2 rRNA genes are annotated in these 549 nt (G+C 41.9%); both read right to left on the bottom strand.

The features are described from left to right. Positions 1 to 78: 78 nt before the first annotated feature. Positions 79 to 186: ribosomal RNA gene (rrf, locus tag RR877_RS10720) — 5S ribosomal RNA — on the bottom strand. Positions 187 to 328: 142 nt separating this feature from the next. After that, positions 329 to 549, bottom strand: a 23S ribosomal RNA gene (locus RR877_RS10715); the annotation flags it as partial.

Raw genomic sequence — 549 nt, 5'->3', positions numbered from 1 at the left:
AAATGATCATTGATTGATTTTCTGAGTTTATAACAAAAAAAAGTCTCATACAAATTCATGTATGAGACTTTTAAAAAAAACTGGCGGCGACCTACTCTCCCGCTTTCGCAGTACCATCGGCGCTGGTGGGCTTAACTTCTGTGTTCGGAATGGGAACAGGTGAGCCCCTCTGCTAAAACCACCCTAAAGGTTGTATATAAGGTGTTAGGGTTTAGGTGTTAGGGCTTAGCTAATAGCTAGATCCTGATACCTAATTCCTGATACCTATTTTATCGATAAAAACATTCACAAAGAGGTAACCTTGCTGCACTTTCGTAGCACCATATCAGGCTATAAATCTACGGGTAATTAGTACTACTCGGCTATGACATTACTGCCTTTACACCTATAGCCTATCAACGTTGTCATCTCCAACGACCCTTAAAAGATGTCTCATCTTGAGGCGAGTTTCGCACTTATATGCTTTCAGTGCTTATCTCTTCCAAACGTAGCTACTCAGCGGTGCTCCTGGCGGAACAACTGATACACCAGAGGTTTGTTCAAATCGGT

The sequence above is a fragment of the Aurantimicrobium sp. genome, assembly GCF_036667855.1.
Taxonomy (GTDB): domain Bacteria; phylum Actinomycetota; class Actinomycetes; order Actinomycetales; family Microbacteriaceae; genus Aurantimicrobium.
The sequence above is the reverse complement of the archived record's forward strand: the minus strand, read 5'-3'. Positions and strand labels throughout refer to the sequence as shown.